The sequence below is a fragment of the Acaryochloris thomasi RCC1774 genome, assembly GCF_003231495.1.
In the GTDB taxonomy this organism is placed as follows: Bacteria; Cyanobacteriota; Cyanobacteriia; order Thermosynechococcales; family Thermosynechococcaceae; genus RCC1774.
Genome location: NZ_PQWO01000003.1, coordinates 238,461 through 261,014, shown reverse-complemented (window position 1 = coordinate 261,014; position 22,554 = coordinate 238,461). Strand labels below are relative to the sequence as shown.

Sequence of the window (22,554 nt, the reverse complement as noted above, 5' to 3'; positions counted from 1 at the left end):
CGGATAGTTGGCCACTCTAGGTGTGAATTAAGGTTGCGGACTCGGTGGGTACTGGAAGCTGAAAGAGGCGGCAGGCGTTGGCAGTCGTTTCGGAGGCCAAGGTTTCGAGGGAAACGTTTCTCAACTTCGCTACTTTTTCAGCAACGTGGTAAACGTTTGCGGGTTCGTTGCGGCGCTGCTTGCGTTTGGGCTCAGGCGTCAAGAAGGGACAGTCGGTTTCGATTAGGATGCGATCGCAACTCACCATCTGCGCTGACGCATGTACCTGCGCGGCATTTTTGAACGTCACAATACCGCTAAAACTAACGTAGAAGCCGAGGTCCAAGAACATCTGAGTTTCTTCTGGTGTACCGCTCCAGCAGTGCATCACGCCGGTAACCGGACCCTGCTGCGCCCAAAACCGGCGCAGTAGATCCGCCATCGGCTGGGCTGCGTCACGACAGTGAAGAATCACGGGCAATCCCAAGTCTTTTGCAATTTGCAGGTGAGCCCACAAACTGAGCTCCTGTTCTGCCTGATCTTGAGCCTTGAACAAATCTAGCCCGGTCTCCCCAATGGCAACGACCTTTGAATCTGACTGGGCCAGCGCACGAATGCGATTAGCCGTATCAGTTGTCCACTGCTCCATATCCATTGGGTGCAGCCCAACGGCAAAGTACAACTCAGGAAACCGCTGGGCTAAAGCCTGAATTGCATGGAATTCGGAAGGCGTCACACAGGAGTGGACCAAGCGAACGATCCCGCATTCTCGCCAGCGCTGAGCAATCTCATTGAGATCAGGCTGAAAGGCTTCAAAATTTAGATGAACGTGAGTGTCAATCAGGTGCATTGAGTTCGCAAACAAAGCATTCTAAAGCAGTGCGCCGACATATAGCGCCAAGCATTCTTTACGAAGCTGCTGCCGTATGTTGAGCTAGAGCTCGTGCCAGACGGGCTTTTTTCCGTGCTCCAGTATTGCGATGTAGGACGCCTCGCTTGACAGCCTTGTCAATTTTACTGAAGGCGGCAGATAGCTTCGTTTCTACGGTCGTCATTTGCTCTGTACTGGGCTTGGTGCCATATTCGTCAAGCGCCTCTAAAAAGCGCTTGGACAAGGTTTTGATAGCGGATTTGTAGGCTTTGTTCTCAAGGCGGTTACGTTCCGCAATTTTGATGCGCTTTGATGCAGACTTAATATTGGCCACAGTTGCTTTCCGGCGGGTAAGTGTTCAGGTACGAAAGTACGCAAATAAGTATCTTAACACCTGTTGCCAGATTCGATAGTCCCATTCTAAAATCCGCGCTAAGCTAAGGAAACACGTTCACCGGCATTCCTAATCCATGCTGCGCATTATCACCCAGCAGGCTGAGGCCCAAACAGAACTCCAGCGTATTTGCGATCGCACCCACGACGATCAGGTTATCCATAAAGAAGCCACGGTTCGCGAAGTATTGCAAACCGTTAAGCGTCAGGGCGATCACGCCCTGCTCCGCTACACGTCTGAATTTGATAAACAGACATTAACGGTGGACGAGCTGCGCGTGAGCGGAGCCGAGCTAGATGCAGCCTACCAGCAAATCTCGAAGGGATTGCTGGACGCCATTCGACTCGCCCATCAAAAAATCGAAGCCTTCCATCAACAGCGCAAACCCACTAGCTGGGTTCAATTTGCCGAAGACGACGTCGTTCTCGGGAAGCGATACACCCCTGTAGACAGAGCCGGCCTTTACGTTCCCGGCGGTCGGGCTTCTTATCCCAGCACAGTCTTAATGAATGCGGTGCCTGCGCTCGTCGCTGGCGTTAAGCGGTGCGTCATGGTCACGCCACCTGGACCAGACAAGCAGATGAATGCAGCCGTATTAGTGGCAGCTCAAGAAGCCGGAATTCAAGAAATTTACCGCGTTGGCGGTGCCCAAGCGATTGCGGCCCTAGCCTACGGCACCGAAACAATCCCTCAAGTTGATGTTATTTCTGGGCCGGGGAATATCTACGTCACTCTAGCCAAGAAGCTGGTTTACGGCACCGTTGGCATTGACTCCCTAGCCGGTCCTTCAGAGGTGCTGATTATTGCCGATCACACCGCCAATCCGACCTACGTCGCGGCAGATCTACTGGCGCAAGCTGAACATGATCCAATGGCGGCGGCGATTTTAATCACCACCGATGCTGCCCTCGCCAACAAAGTAGTACTGGAGGTTAAAGAACAGCTTGAAAACCACACGCGACGGACGCTGACAGAAAAAGCGATCGCCCACTACGGTATTGCGATCGTGGTCGAAGATCTAGAGACTGCTGCCCAGCTCTCTAACCAATTCGCACCTGAGCATTTAGAGCTAGAGGTTGCTGAACCCTGGGATCTTCTGGAATCTATTCGCCATGCTGGCGCCATCTTTTTGGGTAATCACACCCCCGAAGCCGTGGGTGATTACCTAGCAGGCCCCAACCATACCCTACCCACCTCTGGGGCCGCACGCTACGCCTCGGCTTTAGGTGTAGAGACATTTATGAAACATTCCAGTCTCATTCAATACTCCCCTGAGGCCCTGCATAAAATTGCCGGTGACATTGACCTGCTAACCCAGGCTGAAGGCCTACCTTCCCATGGAGACTCCGTGCGTTTAAGAACGCACAACCCATTAGATTCCGATGCAATTGGGGAGAGCAATTGACGCCCTTCGCTTAGACTCAGATGATAGAAGTGACAGCCAATCGCTTTCTATTGCTCTGCAAAGGAGATTTCGCGTGTTCCAGACCATCTTGGTAGCCCTGGATAACCCTGAATTGTCAGAGCAAATTATGCAGGCAGTGACTCAAATCAAGCTGCAGCCCTCTGATCAGGTCATTTTGACCCATGTAATGCCGTCCTCTGAGTCCATGCTCGATCAGCCCGCAGATCGCCCTTCGAACGATCCACAGGGCCTCTACCGTCAAATAGAGCAGCGACTTAAAACACGCCAAGAAGAGCTCTCCTGTCAGACAGAGCTAGAGATCGTGGCCGGTGATCCCGCCGAGGAAATCGTCAGATTAGCAAATATCCACAAAGCTCAACTGATCGTCATTGGCACCCGAGGATTAACGGGGGTCAACCGAATTCTCAAGGGATCTGTCAGCAGTCAAGTGGTGAGTGAAGCCCACTGCTCGGTGATGGTGGTTAAGCCTAACTCCTAAGGCTAGCGTTGAGCTGATCGGCAAGCGCCTTGCGGACCTGCTCATGGATCGGGGTGACGTCTTCTTCGGTGAGGGTGCGATCCTCAGCCCGGTAGATTAGGCGAAACGCCAAGCTTCTTTGCCCCTCGGGGACTGAATCACCTCGATATTCATCAAATAGCTCCACTGAGTCTAGGAGCTGCCCGCTTTTAGCAGCTTTCCAGATCACCTGCTCAATCTTTTGCACAGGTGTCTCTGTGGTAATGAAGAAGGCCAAGTCTCGATCAACAGCAGGGTAGGTTGAATAGGTGGCAAAGGCTGCTGCTGCATCGGCATCAGTCTGGAGCAGCACATCCTGATGCAGTTCAAAGACGTAGGTGGCTTCCGGTAAATCGCGCTCTTGGCAGAGCTGCGGATGCAGTTGTCCAAAGCGGCCACAGGCGCTGTCATTGAGCCATAGCGAAGCCGTACGCCCTGGATGCAGACGGTGATCCCCTGGATCAGCCCGGAACTCAATCGCGAGGCCCATTTGTTCAAAGATTCGCTCTAGGCAGCCTTTGGCTCCAAACCAAGAGAGGGGACGGTCACGATCCTTGCCTCTAATCCATTTGCCTTGGGCGGGGTCGCCACCTAGAATTCCGGCAATGGCGTTGGCTTCTCGCAGTGCTTCGCCCTCTTTCCAGAACACGCGGCCTAGTTCAAAGCCGTTCAGTGGACCGTTACCTTGCTCTAGATTATAAGAGAAAGCATTGAGCAGCCCTGTGAGTAACTCCGATCGGAGCGCCGAGAACTCGACAAGTAGGGGGTTGACCACGGTAATGCCGTCAAGCGCTTCATTCTTAGACTCATTTGGCCTCACCCAAGAATAGTGAAGCAGCTCTGTTAAGCCTGCGCCGCGCATCACCTGACGCAGTTTCTGCGTGAATTTCTCTTCAGGGGGCAAAAAACCTGGCTCTGTTTTTGCCGGTAGCGTCTCACAAAAACGATCGTAGCCATAGAGGCGAGCAATCTCTTCAATCAGATCAATCTCACGCTCAATGTCTCGGTAACGGTGGGGCGGTACGGCAACAGTCCAGATTTGATCGGTGACGGTTGAGGAGAACCCCAGCGCCTCTAAAATTTCGGTCACTTCACTGGCTTTAAGCAACGTGGGCTGTCCGTCAGAGCCTTTGACAGGGCCGAGGATTTGATTGACGCGATCTAAGCGCAGCTCAATGGAACGCTGAATGGGGGTGCGGTGATCGGCAATGGCCTGGGCGGTCACCTGTCCACCGGCTAACTCAGTCAGCAACTTGAGGGCATGGTTACAGGCGATATCGAGCTGGGTTTCATTGACGCCCCGCTCATAGCGGGCCGAGGCTTCGGTACGGAGGCTGTGGGGACGCGCAGATCGGCGCACGGTGAGGGCGTCAAAGAGGGCTGCTTCTAGGACAATTGTATTGGTGGTGTTTTTGACTTCACTCTCTTCACCACCCATGATTCCGGCGAGGGCTATGGGCTGATCGGCGGCGGTAATCATGAGGCTAGTGGGGGTTTGCGATCGCATCTCCCCATCCAGGGTTTTTAGCTCTTCTCCTTCCTTAGCAAACCTGACTCCCAGCGAGAGGCCCTTTTTCTGGGGTAAAGCTTCAGCATCAAAGGCATGAAGGGGCTGTCCCCACTCCAGCAAAATATAGTTTGTGATATCCACTACGTTATTAATGGGGCGAGTCCCCGCCGCTAGTAATCGCTGCTTCAGCCAGTCGGGAGAAGGTCCAACAGTGACATTTTTAACGATTGTGGCCATGTAGGCGGAGCAAGTCTCAGGGGCGGCAATGCTCACCTCAACTTCTTTTTTCCCCTGCGGAATTTTTACGTCCGGGATCTCGGGCAGTGTGACTTCTGCCCCAGTGAGAGCTGAGACCTCCCGGGCGACCCCCACCATGCTTAGAGCATCCGCACGGTTGGCGGTGGAGGTCAGGTCAAGAATTACATCGTCGAGTCCGAGCAGGGGACGGACGTCATCTCCTGCATTTACATCAGAACAAAAGCTATGAATACCGTCTATATCAGTTTCTAGACCCAGCTCCGTTAGAGAGCAAATCATGCCGTGGGAAGGCACACCTCGAAGCTTTGCTTTCTTGATTTTGATACCCATGCTGGGCAATCGAGTCCCGACTGTGGCGACGGGAACGTGAAGCCCTGCGGCGACATTAGGGGCACCACAAACAATCTGGGATGGCTCGTCTGCTCCGATATCGACGGTGCAGACCCGCAGCTTATCGGCATTGGGATGGGGTTCGCAGGTCAGGACTTTACCCACGACAACGCCATCGGCCCAGGTGCGGCGATCTTCAATATCTTCTACTTCAAACCCAACCATCGTTAGCTTCTCGCCTAGTTCTTCAGGGGGGAGCGTAACGGGGACTAGGGTTTTGAGCCAGTTGAGAGAGATCCGCATAGGTCTGGGGGTAGGGTGAACACAATAGAAGCGGATGGGCTAACGTAGAGCTGCCAATCCGCTTAGTCATGCTCTATTCTGAAGCACGCGCCTGACCCAATGCAACTCCACTATGGGCAAAGGGGTGCTTCTGCTTCAACCAGCTCCACCTGCATCAGCTTTGCAAAGTTTTCAGTAAGATGCTGACGTACCTCTAATGCAGAAATATTAGGGACAAATTCAGCTAAACTGCCGACCGACCGATTGGCGATGCCGCAGGGAACAATCTGCTCAAAGCCCGATAGGTCAGGGCAAACGTTGAGAGAAAAACCGTGCATCGTGATCCAGCGGCTGACCTTAATACCGATCGCGCCCACTTTTCGACCTTCAATCCAAATACCGGTTAAACCTTCAATACGTTCTCCTTGCAAGCCGTAATCTGCCAGGGTCTTGATCAGGATTTCTTCAAGCTGACGCAGATACCAGTGCAGATCCTGGCGATAGAATCGGAGGTTTAAAATCGGATAGCCGACCACTTGGCCAGGGCAGTGATAGGTTACTTCTCCGCCTCGCTCGATCCGGTGGAGTTCGTGGGGTGTTTGCTTGGGATCGAACTTGAGGAATTCTGAGCTAGATCCCGTCCCGAGGGTGTAGACGGCGGGATGCTCTAGCAGGATAAAAGCGTCGGGGAGTTGGGATGGGGGGATGCGATCGCAAACCAATTGCTTCTGCCATTCCCAAGCCTGCCGAAAGGGGACCAGCCCCAGATCATAAAACCAACAAGGCCGCGCCACACGGTATTCCCTTCCCTGCATGCCTAGACCTTCATTGTTTGCCATCGGCCTCAAATTCCTAGCGCGAGCATAGCGTATCGTCAACGACAATTATCCTCAAAAAATGATGATTACAATTAAGAATCGTCACGGGATGCAAAGCATATTGAAGACCTACCAAAGCAGCTCCTAGAGCAGAAGATCAAAATGTTAGTGTGTTGTTAACCATTGGATTCAGGGGAGGAAATCCTTATGAAGCTTGTTATCCACGGCAAGAATATCGAGATCACCGACGCCATTCGTGAACACGTCAATCAAAAAATAGGGAAGGCCGCCAGCCACTATCAGCATTTAACAACAGAAATTGATGTCCATTTATCGGTGTCTCCCAGTTCGAAAGGACAATCAAAACAGACGGCCGAAGTGACCCTGTTCGTCAGTGGATCTGTAATTCGAGCGGAAGAAAGCAGCGAGAACCTCTACGCCAGCATCGATTTAGTTGCCAGTAAGATTGCGCGACAGCTCCGTAAATACAAAGAAAAACGCCAAGACAAGAGCCATCACCGCGATAAAGAAGAGCTGCTGACTGCAGAGCAGCCGCTGATCGGCGATTTGACCGACCGCGTCCCGGAACTCCCTGCAGATGTCGTACGGTCTAAGTATTTTGCCATGCCGCCAATGGCCGTCAATGATGCCCTAGAGCAGCTTGACTTGGTGGATCATGATTTCTATGTTTTCTGTAACGCCGAAACAGGACAAATCAACGTCATTTACGAGCGCAATCACGGCGGCTACGGCGTGATTCAGCCGCGAAATCAGAACGGCCAGAAGAATAGTAGTCAAGCGACAGCCAGCAAAGTTTCTGCGTAATTTGTTATAACACCGCTGTTTACGAAAACCCCTATAAATCTGTAGGGGTTTTTTGGTGTGCCGTGAGGTTAGGCGTTCAGTGCAATGTTCGAGTTGGAACAAATAAGAATGATGGACATGCGTAAACAACTGGTCCTAACTAGCAAATTCCTCAGCTTAGTTCTACGTCATAAGCCTGAAACTATCGGTCTCACTTTAGATGAGCATGGCTGGATAGAGATTGCCGCTCTTCTAGAAGCAGCCCAAAGGCACAAGCGACCTATTTCTCGGGAAAAATTAGATGAGGTTGTATTCACAAATGACAAACAGCGATTCGCCTTCAGTCCAGATGGATTGAAAATTCGAGCCAATCAAGGGCATTCAGTGGCTGTTGATGTGGAGCTGCAGTCTGCTTCGCCACCACAATTTTTATTTCACGGCACCGTTGCGCGCTTTTTCGAAGCTATTCAAGCTGTGGGCCTTTCTAAAATGCAGCGTCAGCATGTCCATTTATCTGCCAGTCAAGACGCTGCTCTTAGAGTCGGTGCTCGTAGAGGTCAACCTCTTCTTCTGCAGGTGGCTGCTGGCAAAATGCACAATGAAGGCTATATTTTCTTCCAGTCTAGAAATGGAGTTTGGCTTACGGACAGCGTTCCCTGGCGTTATATTGAGAAGCTAGATTCTGTATCGTCTATGAGTCGTTCATAATGCGCTATCAAGGGAGCTGTCACTGTGGTGCGTTGCAGTTCGAGGTTGAGGCTGCAGAAGATTTGGTCGTCCAGGAATGCAATTGCTCAATGTGTAGCAAGGTTGGATATTTGCATCTGATTGTCCCTAAAGAAAAGTTCAATTTGCTGAAGGGACAAGACAATATCACGACTTACACTTTCAATACGGGTGTGGCGAAGCACACGTTTTGCAAAATCTGTGGCGTGAAGCCTTTCTATACACCGAGATCGAATCCAGACGGTGTGAGTATTAACTTCCGCTGTCTGAGTCCTCAGCCTCGCAATGTCAGGATTGAGCCATTTGACGGTCAAAACTGGGAGGCCAATGCTGCCGGTCTCGCTCACCTGAGTCAGTTTGAAGAACCGTAACGGAGTTTGTCCATTCCGCCTGCCTGAGTCTTGATGTATCCATGAGTTGATACGCTGAGATGGTGGGTCATCGGCCCGCTATCTTTTTACGGGTGGTCTCTATGGCTCTACGAGAACAGCAGCATCCCCTAATTCAGCAGCTTGCCCAGGTAATTGAGTCGACTTGGCAGCAGTACCTCCAGCTTTCACCCTATGAGTTACCGGCTGACCTTGGCTATATTGAGGGGCGGTTAGAGGGAGAACGACTCGTCATTGAAAATAGCTGTTACCAGACGCCTCAGTTCCGAAAGCTGCATTTAGAGCTAGCCCAGGTGGGCGCGGGGTTAGATATTTTGCACTGCGTGATGTTTCCCCATCCCACCTATGATCTGCCGATGTTTGGTACTGATATTGTGGCGGGACGGGGACAGGTAAGTGCCGCTATTGTCGATCTCTCGCCCACCTCCACTGACCATAGGCTGCCGGAAGTTTATCGGCAAAAGCTTACCGATTTGCCTAAGGCTGAATTCTCTCAGCCTCGTGATTTGCCGGAGTGGGGTGATATCTTTTCTGAGTTCTGTCTCTTTATTCGTCCTCAAGGCGAGGTGGAAGATCAGCAGTTTATCGAGCAGGTGGGGGCGTTTTTGAAGGTGCATTGTGAAAGTGCGATCGCAACCCCTTCTACCCCAGCTCACCGCGACAAAATCCTGGCTGGTCAGCAACAATACTGCGAAAAACAACGGCGTAACGACAAGACTCGCCGTATCTTAGAGAACGCCTTTGGGCCAGAGTGGGCAGAGCGGTATATGACCACTGTTTTATTTGATTTACCTGATAGCTAACTTTATCAAGTATCCTCGATCTACTTCATCCACTGACTTACCTTTGCGGCACAAATAAGAGGAAAAATAGCAACAAATGAGCCACAGAAGTGCAAGACAGCGGATCTAATACTCAGATCCGTTCTTGATAAACCCCATAGTCTGGCATAGAAGAAATAAGTCACTCCCATTAGTAACAGCCCACCGAGCTGCTCTACAACAGGTAGCTCTTCCGCACCAGCTTCCGATTTCTCTCGCTGGAAAAATTTGACCGTGTAAAAGAAACTAACAACGGCGGTCAGCAAAAGAAGAATGTTTATAGAGTTCACGTTTTCACACTCAAAAGACAGCATAGAGAGCAGCTCAGCATCAATCAGTGATCCAGGAACAACACTCAATCTTCATGTGTAAGGAACGACTGATGCTTGTCACTCCGGCTCCAGTCTTGTCAGTTTTGATAATACTAGAGTAGTCATTCAAGATATCGAACCTATCCTGTCTTTACCCAGAAAAATCATTCCTATTTCTAGAAATTATGACCAATCGCCTTGCCCAATCTCAGAGCCTCTATCTCCGTAAACATGCAGAGAATCCGATAGATTGGTGGCCCTGGTGTGATGAAGCTCTGGCAGCGGCTCAGCGTGCGGATAAACCAATCTTTCTCTCCATTGGCTACTCAAGCTGCCATTGGTGCACGGTTATGGAAGGCGAAGCGTTTTCAGATGATGAGATCGCAACCTACATGAACGCCAACTTTCTGCCCATCAAAGTAGACCGCGAAGAACGTCCTGATATCGACAGCATCTATATGCAGGCCGTCCAGGCGATGACCGGTCAAGGCGGATGGCCCCTAAATATGTTTCTTTCACCTGATGATCGGGTGCCCTTTTATGGTGGCACTTACTTTCCTGTGGAGCCGCGCTATGGCCGACCGGGTTTTATTGACGTTTTACAGGCGATTCGCAATTTCTACGACGCGGATAAAGACAAGCTAGATAGCCAGAAGCAGACGCTATATGAGCATCTGCGTAGCATGACGGTCTTAGCGCCTTCAGACTCTGTTGATTTAGCCCTCCTCCAGCAGGGGATTGCCGCCAATATTGAAGTCGTGGCTCGCACAACGCAGGGACCAAGTTTTCCGATGATTCCCTATGCTGCCATTGCCCTCCAGGGCAGTCGATTTGAGTCTAATGCTCAAGCACTGGTCGCTTGTCAGCAGCGTGGTCTCGATCTGGCTTTAGGGGGCATCTACGATCACGTCGGTGGCGGCTGGCATCGCTACACTGTTGACCCGAACTGGACCGTGCCTCACTTTGAGAAAATGCTTTACGACAACGGTCAGGTGATGGAGTATCTGGCGAATCTCTGGAGCGCGGGTGTTCAGGAACCGGCCTTTGAAAGGGCCATCGCTAAAACTGTGGAGTGGCTGCGGCGAGAGATGACGGCGGAATCTGGTTATTTCTATGCCGCTCAAGATGCCGATAATTTTGTCCAGCCCACCGATCTGGAGCCGGAAGAAGGTCGATTTTATGTGTGGCACCCCGCTGAGCTTGAGGAGTTGCTGACTGCTGACGAGCTGACAACTTTAACGGCTACCTTTGAAATTCAGCAGACCGGCAACTTTGAGGGGCGCATTGTTCTCAAGCGCCAGGAGTCGGGACCATTCCCAGCAGAGATGGAAGGTATTCTGAGCAAGCTGTTCGCAGTGCGCTACGGTCGTGCCAGCGTCGATCGCTTCCCTCCCGCTCAAGACAACGATGAGGCCAAAAACTATGACTGGCCGGGACGGATTCCGCCCGTGACCGATACCAAAATGATTGTGGCCTGGAACAGCCTGATGATCTCAGGGTTAGCCAGGGCGGCGGCTGTGTTTAGGCAGGCGGGCTATTTAGATTTAGCGATCACTGCTGCTGACTTTATCCTCCAGAATCAGCGGGGTACCGAGGGGCTGCAGCGGCTCAACTACGCCGGGAAATCAGCGGTTTCGGCCCAGTCTGAAGACTATGCTTTTTTGATCAAGGCGCTACTCGACCTACATCAGGCCAACTTGATGCTCTCAGTGGAAGCCGAGCCTTGGCTAGAGGCCGCTCGACAGCTCCAGTCTGAGTTTGATGAGCGTTTGTGGGCGATTGAGGGGGGCGGCTACTACAGCGCTGAAGCTGCCGATGATTTGCTGGTGCGCGAACGAAGTTGGCTCGATAATGCCACGCCTGCTGCCAATGGAGTTGCGATCGCAAATCTAACCCGCCTTGCCCTGCTCACCGAAGATCTTGCCCATCTCGATCGCGCCGAACAAGCCCTTAAAACCTTCGGTCAAATCATGCAAAATTCCCCCACAGCCTGCCCCAGCCTTGTGTCTGCCCTTGATCAATATGCCAACCATACGTTGATTCGCACCGCTGGCGACCCATTGACAACCTTGCAGGCGTATCTACCCACCACCGTTTTTAAGCAAGTTTCCGACCTGCCCGCCAGCACCATTGGCCTTGTCTGTCAGGGATTAACCTGTCAAGAACCCGCTGAAACAATGACTCAGTTGCAAGAACAACTTACTCAGAGCCAGCAGCGAAGTCTTCGCCCTCAATAGCGCTAGGCTGACTGAGCGATTCCTCCCGTGGCGTCAGTGGTTCTTCTTCCTCTTCTTGAACTGCATGGACGACAAATGGCAGGCTGGCTCCCCTGAGTCCGCGCTCAATCCGTCCTGACGTCTCAGAAAAAATGATGAACAGCGGATAGACTTTCTCTGCTCCTTCACTAAAAATATGCTGAAACCGGAGCGGCATTTCCCAGTTATAGCCCCGGCTGAGCAGCACCTGAGTTTGCCGCCAGCGATTAAGTAAATCAGAGAAATCTTCCCCCGGTCGGTAGATGAAAACGATGATCTCAACCCCTGTCTTTATCTTCCACTCCGGATCACACATCAGCAGTGCTAGATCGCAGGGGAGCTGAATCAGTTCGTAGGGTGAATTGGTAAGGTTCGTGCTGACCTGCTGCCGGACCTGAACCACCGGTAACGGAATCGTCACCACACTATCTTTGGAGCGACGAATACTGGGGACTTTTTCAAAGTAAGGACGATACTGTCTCAGTAGCGCCACCGCATTTTGATGATTGCTGTAGGTTGCCAGCAGTTCTTCGTAGTGGGTCTGAGAAACAGGCATAGTCAAAATTGGCAGGCATCTTCTTAGTCATACCCATCATGACCTCATATCTTGCGATCTCCTCAAAAATCTCATAATATAATCCTGCTTCTAAAGCTTTGAGACAGCTCGACAGTCCTTTAAATACCAGCGCCAAGGAATGTCAACTCCCTGGGTCAGACCAATTCGAGTGGTTTGCACAAGCTGCTCAGAAGTCGAAGATTCTTGGGACGGCTTGGTCCCATCAGCTTTTGTTTGACCTGTTGTCAGCGGAGACGCTGCATTGGCCACTGCCTCTGCAAAGGCCACCGACCGATGCTCCAGCCACAGCGGTTGCCCCTTTTTCAACTCTATCCCAGAGAATTCTCGATTAATATCAAGGACTCGGCACAGTTTGCCAGGACCCGCAGCAATGCGATGGAGCGGCTGTTTGGTTTGTACATCTAAACAATGGGGCCATTCCTCAAACTTCAGCGCTCGAATCAGGACCGCACTCGGCACCTCATCTTGATCTGTAACGACGTTGAGGCAGTGGTACATTCCATAGATCAAATAGACGTACGTCATTCCTGCGGGGCCGAACATTACAGCATTGCGAGGCGTACGACGACGGTAAGCATGGCAGGCCGGATCTCCCGGTCCGTAGGCCTCAGTTTCGACAATCAACCCCCGAACGAGATCACCATTGGGCAAGGCCCGAACCAGTTGACACCCCACTAGATCAGGCGCCACAGCGTCAGCGGGGCGAGACAGCCACGCAGCATCAATGGCATCAGAGATTTGCGTCATAATTATTTTGCGATACAACAGAAGAGTGGGGCAACCTGTTAATAAAGTTATGTTTGCGCCTCAAGTTCACTCTTCTTTGTAACATCAGCAATACTGGCCGTTTCAACTCTTTCCCTATGGACTTCAAAACCGTTCTTCTCGGTCTCACGCCTTTCTTTATTACCTTCTGTTTATTCTTTGGAACCAAAAACGGTTTCTATGACTCTGATGACTACCATGGCAATGGTTCCGCCCATTCATCTCCCGATCTCTAATGTCCCCTGTTGATGAAGCTGCTCACCTCTCGATCTCCACGAGCTTAAAACCTTGCATTCAGGCTTTGGGCCTCCAGGCCATCGAGCGTCATCTCTTCCTGTGTGCTGACCCGACAAAACCCAAGTGCTGTGATCAAGAAGCCAGTCTTGATGCTTGGAACTACCTCAAAAAGCGCTTGAAAGAACTGAAGTTAGACCGACCGACATTGGAACGTCCAAGCTGCATTTTTCGAACGAAGGCAAACTGTCTGAGGGTTTGTCAGCGCGGCCCGATCATGGTGGTCTATCCCGATGGCGTTTGGTACCACTCCGTTACGCCGCCCGTGATTGAACGCATCATTCAAGAGCATGTGCTGAATAATCAAGTGGTGTCGGATTATCTCTTTGTTAACCAGCCTCTCTCGGCTCTGCAGAATAGAGAACCGTCCGAGAGCTGAAGACAATTGAGTCGCTGATGCGGGGTAAACCAAGGGCACTTCAAGTTGAGAAGAAACCCGTTAGCAATAGGGGCAGTAGTAACAAAATACCGATGATTAAAAGCAAAGTACCGGGATCGATCGGGATAATGTTTTTAGCGAGTCTTTGATTGTTCTCAAATTCTTCAGGATCTGTGAGCCGACGCTGACGCCTACATTGCGAAGCATTGTCCCCAGTTTTATCAGACATCTCAGACCTCTAACAGTGACTGTACATAGCCTATCAGCTCCTGAAGATTGCCAGATTGATGTTGAGCTGCTGAGGAGGAGATCCGCCAATTTTGTTAAGTCCACTCTGCGCGAAGAGGAGTTCATTGATGTCTAACTGCCCGCGCTGTAATTATTTACTCCAGAAGACTGCTGTATCCTGTCCTCAATGCGGAACTGCGCTGACGGCCTATGGTCATCCGGGTATACCACTGTACCAAGCTCAAGAGGATACATTCCTCTGCTCAACCTGTGTCTATGAACTGGATGATACCTGTACTTTTCCGCAGCGTCCGCATGCCAAGACCTGCACTTTGTACAGAGATTCTCGCACGCCCCGAAGTGCACCTACTAGGCGGCCTCAGGCTAGTTTGAAAAGGCGGTATGATGCACGATCTTTGCTGTGGTTGCTAGGGTTTATCTGTCTGATCGGAATTGCGATTCTACTGGCTCGCTAAAAAGGGGGCAGCTTGGATAGAGCAAGGGTGGGTTGAGATCGCATCATGATGTAGGGGCTGATAAGACCTGAGCCTCAAGTTCTGCTGAGTCTAAGATAAGGCTGTCCTCATCCAGAGGAATCGCCTCTTCTTGATACACGATCAGGTCAAACCAGAACGTTGTTCCCACGCCCACTTCACTGACGAGATGCATCTTCGAGTGATGCTTATCAATGATGTTATTCACAATTGAGAGACCTAAGCCAGTGCCCTCTAAAGTGTGTACCCGATTCTCCGCCCGATAGAATCGGTCGAAAATAGCGGGTTGATCCTCTGGCGCAATCCCGATTCCAGTGTCAGAGACCTCAATACGGACCTGATCGGGTGCCGATTCTAACTCCGACGTAGATAATCGATAGGCGCGTACCGCAACCTTGCCACCATTGGGAGAAAATTTCAGCGCATTGCCTAATAAATTCGTGAGCACCTGCAGCATCAAGTCGTAGTTGCCCCAGACAGCGGGGAGATCGGCCTCAATTTCTTGGATCATTTCAATTCCCTGATCGCGGGCGTTGAGTTGACAGGTTCGCAGCGTCTGCTCAACGGGCTGTGTAATATCTACGCCTTCAAAGCGGTACTGCTTGCCAGAGTCAAGGCGCGACAAGTCAAGGACATCATTCACGAGGCGAGTGAGGCGATCTGTTTCGTGATTAGCGGTTTCTAAAAACTCCTGCTTATCAGCGTCGCTGAGATCGTCGCCATACTCATAGAGCGTTTCAATAAAGGACTTGATGTTGAAGAGTGGGGTCCTCAACTCATGGGAAATATTGCTGATAAACTGGCTCTTGGCCTCATTGAGTTCCACCTCTCGGGTGATATCCTGCACCGTCATCGCAATGCCTTTGACCTTTTCTCGAGTTTGGTCGAGAACGGTGGTTAGCAGGATCCGAACCGTTTTTGCGGCGGGCTCATAGAGGGCAATTCTAAATTCTCCACTCTCACAGTCGCCTTGTGCGCTCTGGTAGAGGGGGCGAGTAAGCTCAATTTGAACTGGCTCTGGCAAGTGGTGCAGGATGTTTTGACCCAGCACTTTTTTCTCATCCCAGCCAAATAGCCGCCTTGAAGTGGGGTTGGCTAACACGACCTCCATATCGGTGCCCAGCAGGACTGCGCCGTCGGCAATGGTGAACATTAGGGTTTCAAGCTTTGCTTTCTGAGCCGTTAGTTCTTCAATGTTCTGCTCATCGTATTTGGCAAGACGCTCTGCCATCTCATTGAAGCTTGAAATCAGTTCGCCGAGTTCCCCACCGAAGGGTAAATCAACGCGCTGTTTAAAGTTGCCTGCGGCAATGTTTTTGACCCCCACCGCCAGTTCTTTAATCGGCTGGGTAATAATCAGAGCGTTGGACACGGCTCCCAAAATCACCATCACCCAAATGGCGATAAAGACTGCAATTGTGACATCGCGGGTCAGACGCGAGGAGGTCACAACCGCTGGGTTGGGGTTGATGCCGATGGCCAATACCCCTAGGTCAATATCACCCTGAGAAAGCGGTACGAAAACATCAGCCACTTCGCCATTGGGGGTCAAGTGCTGCCGCACCATCACGGTGTTAGAGTTCGGCGCAAAGTTCTCCGGGAGCTGAATTCGCTGCCGCAGCATCAGCGAGTTATCTGCCTGTGCTTCTGAGAAGGGAATGCCATAGTAAATGCGTCCGTCCGCATCTGCGTACAGCATGTAACGAATGCTAGAGGTGCGACTATAAAATTTGCGCGAAAACTGGGCGAGTTCGGAGTAGTTCTCGTCTGCCACCAAGGGCGTCACATTTGCCGCTAACAGAACGCCTAAGTCTTGACCGTAGCGGGTATCTTGCAGGCGGGCGTCAATCTGAATACTGTTGACGGCCCAGAAAATGAGTGCGCTCATGAGGCAGGAAACCACAAGCGTTGCGGCGGCCATGAGGCGGGTTTGGATATTGGACTCCGACCACCACCCCAGAATGACAACTTTGATTGGGTTGAAGAACTTCATCAAGGTACTGCCTGGTGTTGAACGTGCAACTCATTGATGGGTTGACTTAGTGTTTTAAGGATACAGGGGATCTGAGATCTGCGCTTAGTGCCCCTGGCTCTATACTTTGTACGATAAAGCTCAAGAGGGGGTGTTCTGTTGGCGAAGACGCCAATCTTCTGGGAGATATTGGCTTAACGGAGGAAGGAATAGGCGAGGCAAGCGCGAAAGCCATGAGTCACACCTCGATAAAAGGCTCGTGCTCGCTGCCGCCGAGTCCCATGAGAGTTGGGATGGAAGTTATTTTGACCACTCATATAGGATTGAGTGTAGCCTTCTTGTACATCTGTTGGATCGAGCAGTCTTCGTCGATTGGCATCCTGCGCGTAAACGCCAGCAAAGCAGTCAGCCTGCAGTTCTTCTTGAACCAAGTAGCGATGTAATCGGCTGAGGCCGAGCTGATTTTGAACGGCGTGCCCATACTCGTGGGCCAAAATTGTGATGGCGGCAAAATCTCCTGCCTGATAGTTTGCCTGTTCTAGCAGCGGTACGTTGACGTAGATGCTGTGGTTGTGGAGACAGTAGATGGCGTTAAATTTGCCCGCTATACCGCAGGGTGTTTTGGCAATGCTGCGATATTCGTAGGCAATGGGTTTCCGCCAAGGGCGACCGATGCCTCGAAATGTTCTTGACCAGAACCGGCTAATGTCTGTGTTTGCAAAATGGACTTTCCGCTGTAGGGTCTGACTGAGTGCCGGAGGGGAGCCTAAAAAAAGAGCCAACCCAACAGCAACTGCTCCCTGTAAAACCTGGCGTGGTGCAGAAATCATGGTTAAGACCGTCTTTAGAAAGGTACGAAACGGATGAGGTTGGAGCTTTGCTGAACGGGGTGAGGGGAGCTACTTGGTGAAAAATATTGTTTAATTGTCAACCGTAAGATAACCCTATCTTACTTTTTAATGGCCTGTAGGTGTCTTAGAGCGCTTTAGTCTCTGTTTCAGGGTTGTTGTCCACGGCGTCTGGAGTACTCCCAAAATTAGCGTATGCAGGCCTGAATAAGGTCAGCAGCACCCCCACCGACGGGATAGATGTCGCAGTTGAGGGCTTGAGAAATTTGCTCAACAGTTGTGTCATCCAGAAATTCCTGGGTTCCGTACTTGAGCATGAGCTGGGGGAGCAACAAACCCTCTTCTAAGTCTTGTCCCTGCAGAGCCTTAAGAATATCTTGACCTGTTAGTAGGCCGGTGACGGTCATGGTTTGTCCCCAGTAGTGGCTAGCAAGGGCGGCCATTTTGATTTCTAAACCTTGCACTTGGTTGAGGCGTTCGATAATGGGCTGAAAGGCCCTTGCAACGGTGTTGCCGACGACCCACGTGTAGCAGCGGGCAGGATTGACCTGGGGGGGAAGGGCCAATGCGGCTTGCTGGAATTGCTGCAGGAAGAGCCGAATGGAGCCGACGCCGTTGTCAATCTGGGGATAGTTCTCGTAGTGAGAGGCGGGGGGAAGAGGTTGACCTGCGATTAAGAACCATTCGTCTGCTAGCCAAGCAAAGGTGGAGCCAAGCTCCTGCTGAAACTGGGTTTGTAAAGTCTGGACTTGGGTAATGACCTGGGTTGCGATCGCATCTCCCACCGGCTCTAGTTCATCTAGGTTGGGTCGAAAACGCGTTAAACCCACCGGAACCACCGCCACCGAAGCCACCGCCGGCACTTCTCCTATGTGAAACTGTGCCAGATCCCTTAACGTACGCTCAAGATGAAGACCATCATTAATGCCAGGACAAAGAACAACCTGAGCATGAACCTGTAGCCGTCGTTCCTGAAACCAGTGTAGCTGGTCTACGATTTGCCCCGCCCGCTCATTCTTAAGCAGCCGCTGGCGTATTTCTGGTTCCGTTGCGTGAACCGAGACATAGAGCGGTGAGAGGCGCATCGCTTCAATGCGATTCCACTCGCGGGCAGACAGATTAGTGAGCGTCAGATAGCTGCCGTAGAGAAAGCTGAGGCGGTAGTCATCATCTTTGAGATACAGACTCTGACGACGACCCGGAGGCTGCTGATCGATAAAGCAAAAAGGACAGCGGTTGTTGCACTGAATCAGTCCGTCAAAGAGGGCGGTTTCAAACTCTAGGCCCAGATCTGCATCAAAGTCTTTTTCAAGTTCGACTTGGTGGGGCTTCCCTTGAGCATCTAATACGTCTAGGGTCAGAAATTCGTCAGCGCACAAGAAGCGATAGTCGATCAGATCGCGAGGCCGTTGGTCATTGATTGAGAGGATGCGATCTCCTGCCTCAAACCCTAACTCAGCGGCAATGGAGTCGGGCAAAACATGGGTAATCAATGCGGGCTGCACTGTGCTGTCGCTCATTCGGTGATCATCAATATCCTTAGCACTTGCATCTTAACTTTTGCGCTCCTCAATAACGCAAATCGGACTTAACCAAAGCGTTAATGGTGAAGAAACCAGCACTCTCACCCTTGATGATTTCACTAGCAGCCTAAAACTGTTTGGAAAAGCTTAAGAGAGTCTTCAGCAATGCTCTGGAAGCAGGGTAAGGTGGGATACGTTAATATAACGACACATCATCGGTTTTCCCTGTGATTGCTCCGCTATTTGAATCGCTATTTATGCAAGGTGTTAAACCGACCGAACCGCTTGTACAGCCAGTATTAGACAGTCCAAAAATAGATATTTTAGAAAGCCGCCTCCATTGGTGGCTTTTTGGTGCGTCTGTTTTGTTAGTGACCCTGCCTGTCTTCGTTCAAGCTCCTTTGGTGCGCCAGTGGCCCACCTTGAGCCTACTTGCTTCACTTGGCTGGTTAGGGACGGGCAGTTATCTGCGAACTCGGCCGCGTCTCCAGTTATGGGGCGACCTGCTGATTGGGTTTACCCTGGCTTGGTTTGCGGGGTCAATTTATTGGGGTTGGTTCCGATGGGAACCGCTCTTGCACATTCCTTTAGAAGCGATTGCTCTACCGTTTGCTATTTGGGCTTGGCGAGCCTCTTGGTGTCGAGTGGGTATGGGCTTCTACCTTGGGTCTCTCTTGGGGACCGCGATTACCGATTTATATTTCTATCTTGTTGATTTGATTCCCTTTTGGCGTAGCTTACTCCGCGTTGATCAGACTCAGGCTTTTACCGTTCTTCAATCGGCCCTCGTCAAGGTTCAGACACCTTGGGGCTCGGGCTGGGCGATGGCCCTGATTTTGGCCCTGTGTGTGATTGGTATTGTCCCTCTTCTTTCCGGGAGTATGGATCATGATCGCCGTCTCTATCGCTGGGTTTTTTCTGGGGCGGTGTTGGGCACATTGATGGTGGATAGTCTTTTTCTATTGGTCGCAACCCGGTTTTAGACGTGCAGCTTTCTAAACAGGTATTGCGACGGCAATTGCTACAGCAACGTCAGGCACTCCCGGAAGCGGAGTGGCAGCAAAAGAGCGATCGCATCTCTGATCATCTTCGCCAAGCCGCGTTTTTTCAGCAGGCACGCACCGTTTTTGCCTATCTTAGTTTCCGTCAAGAGCCAACCCTGCAGTCCCTATTTGATGATCAGCACCAATGGGGGGTACCGCGATGTGTGGGTTCCGAGCTGGTGTGGCACCATTGGCAGCCCCATGATCTTGACCAGCTCCAGCCGGGAAAATACGGCATCATGGAGCCAAAAGCCACCCTGCCGATTCTGTCACCTGCAGTGGCGGACCTGATCTTAATTCCAGCCGTGGCCTGCAGTGCCCAGGGATACCGCCTGGGATACGGGGGAGGATATTACGATCGTCTGCTGAGCCAGTGGCCTCACTTAAAGACGATTGGCCTTGTCTTTGATGATGCCGATCGGCTGCCATTACCCACAGATCCCTGGGACCAGCCCTTGAAAGCCATTTGTACCGAGGCTGGATTTAGACAACCTGATGGAAAAACTTAAAGGTTGCCCACTGATCGAGATCTAAGGCCCACCCCGCATCTGCTGCAATTTCAGCAGCTTTCGCGGCTTCTGTACTCATGTCGTTGAGGTCTTTTAGGAGCTGACGTGTTACCTCCAGGAGTTCGGAAAAGGTGACCACTTCACCTGCGGCATCCTGTCCCACTTGGTCTTGAAGATGTGTCAGGGTTTTAGTTAGGGGCTGGCGACTGACGATCACATAGGTTGTGCAGAAGCCAGCGGGGCCGTGGAGTTTCCACTTGTTGCCCTCTGGTGGGACGGTTAGGCTGGTCCCCGGGGCAATGCGGTCGGCAATCACCTCGGACTGATCGGCTTGGGAGTAACAGGCGATCGGCTGAGTGCCGTTAACGCTCAATAACAGCCAGTACAAAGGACGATCGCTGTAGTTGCTAATTTGATAGCGAATCTGGCTGCCTGCTTCCAGAGACACAATAGATTCTTGAGGAGCTGTATTGGCAAGGCCAGATGTAGTCCAAGGTGCTCGGGGAGTGTACTGGGAAACAAGGGTTTTGGGTTTATCTGCCTCTATTGTCTCTAGAGTTGCGATCGCACCTACTTTCGAAGCCGCTGCATTTACCGTCATCTCCATTAGCTTGGCCGCCAGCATCGTTTCCAGCATGGGTCGCAGACGACGAACGGCTGTTTTGACTGCCTCTCCAGGGTCACCAGAACTCCCGGAAAGCGGCGTACCCCCCAAAAGACATAAACCATAGCTAGGAGCCGTTCTCTCCGTTGTTTCAGGCTCGTTCGCAGCCGTGGTAGACAGCATTGCCGTCTTGGTAAATAAGTAATCAGCAGGCTGATCGCTCGTCGTCACTGGACTCATGTGGTCTAGATCAGAAAACGCGCTAGTGGCATCAACCCGCTCCACTCTGTCTAACGCTTTGCCCAAAGCCACATTCAGATCGAGAGTGGTCGGCAGCACTCGAATCGCTTCTTGAAGGAGCTGCCCTGTTTGCAAAGGGGCAGCATCCTTTTCCCCCTCTACCTCAGTCGTTCCCGTGAAACCAGATCTTGAAACCAATTGAACCTGTCGCTGCTTAGAAGGCAGTGGCGCTGTCTCAGCCCCTACTGCTGGCGCTACAGGCTCAGAACTCGGTAAAACCTGGAAGCAGGTTTGGGGCTCATACTGCTCTAGCACGTGGGGGCTAATTCCGCCTAGCCAGACCGCATTATCATTCGCGATTACAACTCCATCCGCCGTTGGCTCTTGCGGTGCGCCGTAGATCAGCGATTGCTGACTCCGAGGCGTTATGAACTGCGGAACTTGAATCTCTCCCATCGGTTGTGCGACATCCGTAACCGTGCGATTCATTGCAAAAGTTAAGGTTGTCGCCGGCATGGCCTGCCATAATTCGTGGGTTAAAGCAGCCGTGAACAGACCCGCTGCATAATTATGCCACTGCACTTCTACCGCAGTCTGTCCGCTATCAGCCGCCGCCAGTGCCAACCCCGGCAGACGCTGGGAGCGCTGGATTCGCTGCTTGAGCTGTTCGCTAGGTGAAAGCTGCGCCCAGACCTCATCCTGTATCGAAATATCTCGAACGGCATTGACGGTTAGAGATGCCGTGGGTAGAGATCGAACGCGCAGATGACCGAGTTCATCTGTGTTTGGGTGAGTCAGACCCATGTCCAGAACACTCACGAGTTGATCCGTTGTCAGAGATCGCAGTAATCGACTTAAATCCCTCAGCAAAAAAGCATTGAGTTCTGGCTGATCATCGCTAACGTTGAGGGCATCAAAGGGGACTAGAGCATTGAGAGGAGTATCAGGTAAAACATCGACGCGATCTATCAACGATGGACTCACATCAATTTGACGACCATAACCACTGAAGTGAAATACAACCACATCGTGGGGGCGAGCCTGCTTGATTAAATGTTCAACCAACGCCGCTTCTAAGTTGCTGACAGTGGCATCTTTGTTACGCAGCTCAACGATATCACCCGGCTTGAATCCAAACCGATGAACCAGCAGCTCTCGGTGTAAATCTAGATCGGTGAGACATCCCTTCAGATTTGGCAGCTTTGCATCAGAAGCGTACTGATTGATGCCGACCAGCAACGCCAACTTACGAGGCGTAGGATCTGCTAAAGCCTGCTGATATTTTTGCGCTCCTGTTCGTAGGACATCACCGAAACCCAGCCCAGCGAGCGTGAGACCGGTTTGTTGCAAAAAGGCGCGGCGGGTCAGGGACATGATTGAGCGCTTTACGGCACGGGTGAATAGACTG

At 51.6% G+C, this 22,554-nt stretch carries 24 protein-coding genes; 12 read left to right on the top strand and 12 right to left on the bottom strand.

Annotated elements, in window-relative coordinates; genetic code table 11:
• Window positions 1-16 precede the first annotated feature (16 nt).
• On the bottom strand, window positions 17-829 hold the full coding sequence (locus C1752_RS06820) for a TatD family hydrolase (protein ID WP_110985300.1): 813 nt from the start codon (window positions 827-829) through the stop codon (window positions 17-19).
• A 58-nt stretch (window positions 830-887) separates the two neighbouring features.
• Complete coding sequence (gene rpsT / locus C1752_RS06815) at window positions 888-1,184, bottom strand: 30S ribosomal protein S20 (protein WP_110985299.1); 297 nt, start codon at window positions 1,182-1,184, stop codon at window positions 888-890.
• 136 nt (window positions 1,185-1,320) lie between these two features.
• Between rpsT and hisD the strand changes: the two genes are divergently transcribed.
• Both hisD and C1752_RS06805 read left to right on the top strand, forming a co-directional pair.
• Complete coding sequence (gene hisD, locus C1752_RS06810; protein WP_110985298.1) at window positions 1,321-2,649, top strand: histidinol dehydrogenase; 1,329 nt, start codon at window positions 1,321-1,323, stop codon at window positions 2,647-2,649.
• A gap of 73 nt (window positions 2,650-2,722) precedes the next feature.
• Window positions 2,723-3,148: a universal stress protein gene (locus C1752_RS06805; protein ID WP_110985463.1), complete on the top strand. Its 426-nt coding sequence runs from the start codon at window positions 2,723-2,725 to the stop codon at window positions 3,146-3,148.
• Here C1752_RS06805 and pheT read toward each other — a convergent pair.
• Both pheT and lipB read right to left on the bottom strand, forming a co-directional pair.
• Window positions 3,138-5,567: a phenylalanine--tRNA ligase subunit beta gene (gene pheT / locus C1752_RS06800; protein WP_110985297.1), complete on the bottom strand. Its 2,430-nt coding sequence runs from the start codon at window positions 5,565-5,567 to the stop codon at window positions 3,138-3,140. The genes C1752_RS06805 and pheT overlap by 11 nt on opposite strands.
• 110 nt (window positions 5,568-5,677) lie before the next feature.
• Window positions 5,678-6,385, bottom strand: a complete 708-nt coding sequence (lipB, locus tag C1752_RS06795) for a lipoyl(octanoyl) transferase LipB (protein WP_110985296.1) — start codon at window positions 6,383-6,385, stop codon at window positions 5,678-5,680.
• Window positions 6,386-6,571: 186 nt separating this feature from the next.
• Here lipB and hpf point away from each other — a divergent pair, with 186 nt between their 5' ends.
• The 4 genes from hpf (at window position 6,572) to C1752_RS06775 (ending at window position 9,086) form a co-directional block, all read left to right on the top strand.
• Complete coding sequence (gene hpf, locus C1752_RS06790; RefSeq protein WP_110985295.1) at window positions 6,572-7,189, top strand: ribosome hibernation-promoting factor, HPF/YfiA family; 618 nt, start codon at window positions 6,572-6,574, stop codon at window positions 7,187-7,189.
• A gap of 117 nt (window positions 7,190-7,306) precedes the next feature.
• On the top strand, window positions 7,307-7,876 hold the full coding sequence (locus C1752_RS06785; protein ID WP_110985462.1) for an RNA 2'-phosphotransferase: 570 nt from the start codon (window positions 7,307-7,309) through the stop codon (window positions 7,874-7,876).
• Window positions 7,876-8,265, top strand: a complete 390-nt coding sequence (locus C1752_RS06780) for a GFA family protein (protein WP_110985294.1) — start codon at window positions 7,876-7,878, stop codon at window positions 8,263-8,265. Before C1752_RS06785 ends, C1752_RS06780 begins: the two co-directional genes overlap by 1 nt.
• Window positions 8,266-8,366: 101 nt before the next feature.
• Complete coding sequence (locus tag C1752_RS06775) at window positions 8,367-9,086, top strand: phycocyanobilin:ferredoxin oxidoreductase (RefSeq protein ID WP_199464316.1); 720 nt, start codon at window positions 8,367-8,369, stop codon at window positions 9,084-9,086.
• Window positions 9,087-9,106: 20 nt separating this feature from the next.
• Here C1752_RS06775 and C1752_RS06770 read toward each other — a convergent pair whose 3' ends face one another.
• Entirely contained in the window at window positions 9,107-9,463 is a 357-nt protein-coding gene (locus tag C1752_RS06770) for a hypothetical protein (RefSeq protein ID WP_146242286.1), read from the bottom strand.
• Window positions 9,464-9,600: 137 nt separating this feature from the next.
• Here C1752_RS06770 and C1752_RS06765 point away from each other — a divergent pair, with 137 nt between their 5' ends.
• Complete coding sequence (locus tag C1752_RS06765) at window positions 9,601-11,652, top strand: thioredoxin domain-containing protein (protein WP_110985291.1); 2,052 nt, start codon at window positions 9,601-9,603, stop codon at window positions 11,650-11,652.
• Here C1752_RS06765 and C1752_RS06760 read toward each other — a convergent pair.
• A complete protein-coding gene (locus C1752_RS06760; protein WP_110985290.1) occupies window positions 11,615-12,226 on the bottom strand; it encodes a hypothetical protein in 612 nt (203 codons plus the stop codon). The two genes, C1752_RS06765 and C1752_RS06760, sit on opposite strands and share 38 nt — an antisense overlap.
• Before the next feature lie 90 nt (window positions 12,227-12,316).
• Window positions 12,317-12,994 (bottom strand): DNA-3-methyladenine glycosylase, encoded by a 678-nt coding sequence (locus tag C1752_RS06755; protein WP_110985289.1) that lies wholly within the window; start codon window positions 12,992-12,994, stop codon window positions 12,317-12,319.
• 116 nt (window positions 12,995-13,110) lie between these two features.
• Here C1752_RS06755 and C1752_RS30640 point away from each other — a divergent pair, with 116 nt between their 5' ends.
• Both C1752_RS30640 and C1752_RS06750 read left to right on the top strand, forming a co-directional pair.
• Window positions 13,111-13,248 carry a DUF8629 family protein gene (locus C1752_RS30640; RefSeq protein ID WP_488656252.1) on the top strand — a complete coding sequence of 46 codons (138 nt, stop codon included), beginning with the start codon at window positions 13,111-13,113 and terminating at the stop codon, window positions 13,246-13,248.
• Entirely contained in the window at window positions 13,248-13,685 is a 438-nt protein-coding gene (locus C1752_RS06750; RefSeq protein ID WP_110985288.1) for a (2Fe-2S) ferredoxin domain-containing protein, read from the top strand. Before C1752_RS30640 ends, C1752_RS06750 begins: the two co-directional genes overlap by 1 nt.
• Before the next feature lie 40 nt (window positions 13,686-13,725).
• Here C1752_RS06750 and C1752_RS06745 read toward each other — a convergent pair whose 3' ends face one another.
• Window positions 13,726-13,914, bottom strand: coding sequence for a hypothetical protein (locus C1752_RS06745; RefSeq protein ID WP_110985287.1), 189 nt, complete (start codon window positions 13,912-13,914; stop codon window positions 13,726-13,728).
• Window positions 13,915-14,041: 127 nt separating this feature from the next.
• Between C1752_RS06745 and C1752_RS06740 the strand changes: the two genes are divergently transcribed.
• Complete coding sequence (locus tag C1752_RS06740; protein ID WP_110985286.1) at window positions 14,042-14,389, top strand: zinc ribbon domain-containing protein; 348 nt, start codon at window positions 14,042-14,044, stop codon at window positions 14,387-14,389.
• 43 nt (window positions 14,390-14,432) lie between these two features.
• On the opposite strand, the gene nblS is transcribed toward C1752_RS06740, so the two are convergent.
• From nblS to C1752_RS06725, 3 genes are all read right to left on the bottom strand, one after another.
• Window positions 14,433-16,400 (bottom strand): two-component system sensor histidine kinase NblS, encoded by a 1,968-nt coding sequence (nblS, locus tag C1752_RS06735; protein ID WP_110985285.1) that lies wholly within the window; start codon window positions 16,398-16,400, stop codon window positions 14,433-14,435.
• A 173-nt stretch (window positions 16,401-16,573) separates the two neighbouring features.
• A complete protein-coding gene (locus C1752_RS06730) occupies window positions 16,574-17,209 on the bottom strand; it encodes a neutral zinc metallopeptidase (RefSeq protein ID WP_110985284.1) in 636 nt (211 codons plus the stop codon).
• Window positions 17,210-17,415: 206 nt separating this feature from the next.
• A complete protein-coding gene (locus tag C1752_RS06725; protein WP_110985283.1) occupies window positions 17,416-18,747 on the bottom strand; it encodes a TIGR03279 family radical SAM protein in 1,332 nt (443 codons plus the stop codon).
• A 260-nt stretch (window positions 18,748-19,007) separates the two neighbouring features.
• On the opposite strand from C1752_RS06725, the gene C1752_RS06720 reads away from it, so the two are divergent.
• Both C1752_RS06720 and C1752_RS06715 read left to right on the top strand, forming a co-directional pair.
• Entirely contained in the window at window positions 19,008-19,733 is a 726-nt protein-coding gene (locus tag C1752_RS06720) for a DUF3120 domain-containing protein (RefSeq protein ID WP_110985282.1), read from the top strand.
• A gap of 2 nt (window positions 19,734-19,735) precedes the next feature.
• Window positions 19,736-20,302: a 5-formyltetrahydrofolate cyclo-ligase gene (locus tag C1752_RS06715; RefSeq protein WP_110985281.1), complete on the top strand. Its 567-nt coding sequence runs from the start codon at window positions 19,736-19,738 to the stop codon at window positions 20,300-20,302.
• Here C1752_RS06715 and C1752_RS06710 read toward each other — a convergent pair.
• Complete coding sequence (locus tag C1752_RS06710) at window positions 20,277-22,520, bottom strand: caspase family protein (RefSeq protein WP_158535028.1); 2,244 nt, start codon at window positions 22,518-22,520, stop codon at window positions 20,277-20,279. The two genes, C1752_RS06715 and C1752_RS06710, sit on opposite strands and share 26 nt — an antisense overlap.
• Window positions 22,521-22,554: the final 34 nt, after the last annotated feature.

Coding starts and splice junctions, on each gene's coding strand:
- C1752_RS06760 (WP_110985290.1), bottom strand. CDS start 12,226: ATGCCTGTTTCTCAGACCCACTACGAAGAACTGCTGGCAACCTACAGC.
- C1752_RS06725 (WP_110985283.1), bottom strand. CDS start 18,747: ATGAGCGACAGCACAGTGCAGCCCGCATTGATTACCCATGTTTTGCCC.
- C1752_RS06750 (WP_110985288.1), top strand. CDS start 13,248: ATGTCCCCTGTTGATGAAGCTGCTCACCTCTCGATCTCCACGAGCTTA.
- C1752_RS30640 (WP_488656252.1), top strand. CDS start 13,111: ATGGACTTCAAAACCGTTCTTCTCGGTCTCACGCCTTTCTTTATTACC.
- pheT (WP_110985297.1), bottom strand. CDS start 5,567: ATGCGGATCTCTCTCAACTGGCTCAAAACCCTAGTCCCCGTTACGCTC.
- nblS (WP_110985285.1), bottom strand. CDS start 16,400: ATGAAGTTCTTCAACCCAATCAAAGTTGTCATTCTGGGGTGGTGGTCG.
- C1752_RS06740 (WP_110985286.1), top strand. CDS start 14,042: ATGTCTAACTGCCCGCGCTGTAATTATTTACTCCAGAAGACTGCTGTA.
- hisD (WP_110985298.1), top strand. CDS start 1,321: ATGCTGCGCATTATCACCCAGCAGGCTGAGGCCCAAACAGAACTCCAG.
- C1752_RS06775 (WP_199464316.1), top strand. CDS start 8,367: ATGGCTCTACGAGAACAGCAGCATCCCCTAATTCAGCAGCTTGCCCAG.
- hpf (WP_110985295.1), top strand. CDS start 6,572: ATGAAGCTTGTTATCCACGGCAAGAATATCGAGATCACCGACGCCATT.
- lipB (WP_110985296.1), bottom strand. CDS start 6,385: ATGGCAAACAATGAAGGTCTAGGCATGCAGGGAAGGGAATACCGTGTG.
- C1752_RS06765 (WP_110985291.1), top strand. CDS start 9,601: ATGACCAATCGCCTTGCCCAATCTCAGAGCCTCTATCTCCGTAAACAT.
- C1752_RS06755 (WP_110985289.1), bottom strand. CDS start 12,994: ATGACGCAAATCTCTGATGCCATTGATGCTGCGTGGCTGTCTCGCCCC.
- C1752_RS06780 (WP_110985294.1), top strand. CDS start 7,876: ATGCGCTATCAAGGGAGCTGTCACTGTGGTGCGTTGCAGTTCGAGGTT.
- C1752_RS06710 (WP_158535028.1), bottom strand. CDS start 22,520: ATGTCCCTGACCCGCCGCGCCTTTTTGCAACAAACCGGTCTCACGCTC.
- C1752_RS06820 (WP_110985300.1), bottom strand. CDS start 829: ATGCACCTGATTGACACTCACGTTCATCTAAATTTTGAAGCCTTTCAG.
- C1752_RS06720 (WP_110985282.1), top strand. CDS start 19,008: ATGCAAGGTGTTAAACCGACCGAACCGCTTGTACAGCCAGTATTAGAC.
- C1752_RS06745 (WP_110985287.1), bottom strand. CDS start 13,914: ATGTCTGATAAAACTGGGGACAATGCTTCGCAATGTAGGCGTCAGCGT.
- C1752_RS06785 (WP_110985462.1), top strand. CDS start 7,307: ATGCGTAAACAACTGGTCCTAACTAGCAAATTCCTCAGCTTAGTTCTA.
- C1752_RS06730 (WP_110985284.1), bottom strand. CDS start 17,209: ATGATTTCTGCACCACGCCAGGTTTTACAGGGAGCAGTTGCTGTTGGG.